Below are 243 nucleotides of genomic sequence, written 5' to 3'. Positions count from 1 at the left end.
GTCTTCGTAAGCAAGAACTGCAAGTTTATCAACAACTTTATCAAAGTCTTCCCGACTAACATCATTGTCTTTAAGGCTTAACTTAACACCACACTTGTGAGCAAGTTCAATTACTTTCTTGGCGTATGCTTCAGCTAATTCTTCATCAGAGTTACCTTGAAGACCGATGAAACGAGCAATGTCAGCATAGTCCTTAGTTGCGTGGTAAGTCTCGTAGTGAGGCCAGAGAGCAAGCTTTTGTGG

At 41.6% G+C, this 243-nt stretch carries 1 protein-coding gene; it reads right to left on the bottom strand.

Going from position 1 to position 243, the window contains the following annotated elements; all coding sequences use genetic code 11:
* Positions 1-243: iron-containing alcohol dehydrogenase (locus HUK45_RS09425; protein ID WP_191912061.1), on the bottom strand; the 243-nt coding region annotated here is incomplete at both ends.

The organism is Limosilactobacillus urinaemulieris, assembly GCF_014838745.1.
Lineage (GTDB): Bacteria > Bacillota > Bacilli > Lactobacillales > Lactobacillaceae > Limosilactobacillus > Limosilactobacillus urinaemulieris.
This window is presented reverse-complemented; position numbering and strand designations above follow the sequence as displayed.